General features: G+C 36.4%; 1 protein-coding gene. It reads left to right on the top strand.

Features of this window, described 5'->3' with window-relative positions; translation table 11 throughout:
• Positions 1-89: 89 nt before the first annotated feature.
• Positions 90-1734 (top strand): methyl-accepting chemotaxis protein (locus CYP26_RS07845; RefSeq protein WP_103631002.1); only part of this gene is annotated, 1645 nt, incomplete at its 3' end.

Raw genomic sequence — 1734 nt, 5'->3', positions numbered from 1 at the left:
CTATTTAATATAAAATATTATTTAAAATAAAAGATTAAATTTATATTTTAAATATTATAATTCTACTAATATTTCACAAGGAGGATGAAATGAGATCTATATCAAACAAGATCGCATTGACGCTTATTGTTCTTTTGAGTGTATGCTTTGCTGCGATGTCGGCTGTTAGCTACTTTAACGCAAAAGAGGAGGTGGTGAAGCTGATCAGCCAAAACCAAGATCAAATTCTATCTGACATAAAGTCTGTGACGCAAAGTTTTATTGATGACTACATGGAGGACTCGCAAAAGCTTGCAAACAAGCTAACAGGTAGCGTTGGTAGAGAAGATGAAATTCTTGCTCGTTTAAAATCTACAAAAGAAAATTTAAAATCAATAGTCATAGGTGCCTATTTTGCGGCAGAGAGCAACGGCTATACTTACGGCTCAAATGGTAAAACCTTAACCCCAGAAAAAGATAAATACGAACCAAGGGGTAGGGGCTGGTATATCGCTGCAAAGAGTAGTGGAAAAACCATCTTTACAAAGCCATATATAGACATGGTCGCTCCAGAGCACGATCTGTGCATGACTTTCTCTACACCGATAGTAGAGGACGGCAAGCTTCTAGGAGCTACATTTACTGATGTTAATATCAGGCTTTTAAGTAAAAAGCTTCTAAAGATGGGTAAAACCGAGTTTGGCTATGTTTATTTTATGGATAAAGATGGTGTTATCTTGTTGCATGAGGATGAAAGCCTTATAAATAGTTCTGTTGAAGCGACTAAGACCTTGGCTGCTAAATTTGCAAGTAAAGACTTTGATGAAAACGGACTAATCTCTTATAAAAATGCGAAAAACGAAAATGTCTTGGCTAAAATTTTACCTATAAACGACGACGGCTGGCTCGCAGTTGCTGCGATAAATGCCGATACTTTCTCGAGCCAGACTTTGCCCCTCCTAAAGATCCAGCTAATCCTAGCAGTACTATTTATCGTTATCCTCTCAGCATTTGTCTATTTCTTGCTTAAAAAGTCTCTTAACCCTATAAAAACCATCCAGTCTAAGCTTGATGATGTATTTAAATTTGTAACTTACGAAGCAAAAGCACCAAGCAAGCTAGAGGTAAGATCAAATGATGAATTTGGCGAGATGAGTAAGGCGATAAATGAGAACATCGACAAAGTCATAGCTGGCATCAAAAAAGATAGCACTATGATAGATGAGCTAAATAAGGTAGCAAATTTAATGATCAAAGGAAACCTTGGAGCAAAGATAGGCTCAACTCCAAACAACCCATCACTAAATGAATTAAAAGAGCTACTAAATAAATTCTTTACATCTATCTCGGCAAATTTAAAGGGCATAACAAATGTTCTTAGCTCATATACTAAAAATGACTTTACAGCAAAGGTCGAGATAAATGAAGAGCTAGAAGCTGACCTAAAGTCTATGATACTTGGAGTATCAAACATGGGCGAGGTAGTTTGCTCTATGCTAAACTCAAATTTAAGCCAAGCACAGCTACTTGAAGAAAAAGCTAAACTTCTAGCTAGCTCAGTATCTCAAGTAACAAGCTCAGCAAACACTCAAGCAAATAGCTTACAAGAAAGTGCAGCTGCAGTTGAACAAATGTCTAGCTCAATGAATGCTATCTCTCAAAAGACAGCTGATGTCATAAGACAAAGTGATGAAATTAAAAACATCATAACTATCATTAGAGATATAGCAGATCAAACAAACCTTCTAGCTCATA

This window comes from Campylobacter concisus (assembly GCF_002913225.1).
Taxonomy (GTDB): Bacteria; Campylobacterota; Campylobacteria; order Campylobacterales; family Campylobacteraceae; genus Campylobacter_A; species Campylobacter_A concisus_J.
The sequence above is the reverse complement of the archived record's forward strand: the minus strand, read 5'-3'. Positions and strand labels throughout refer to the sequence as shown.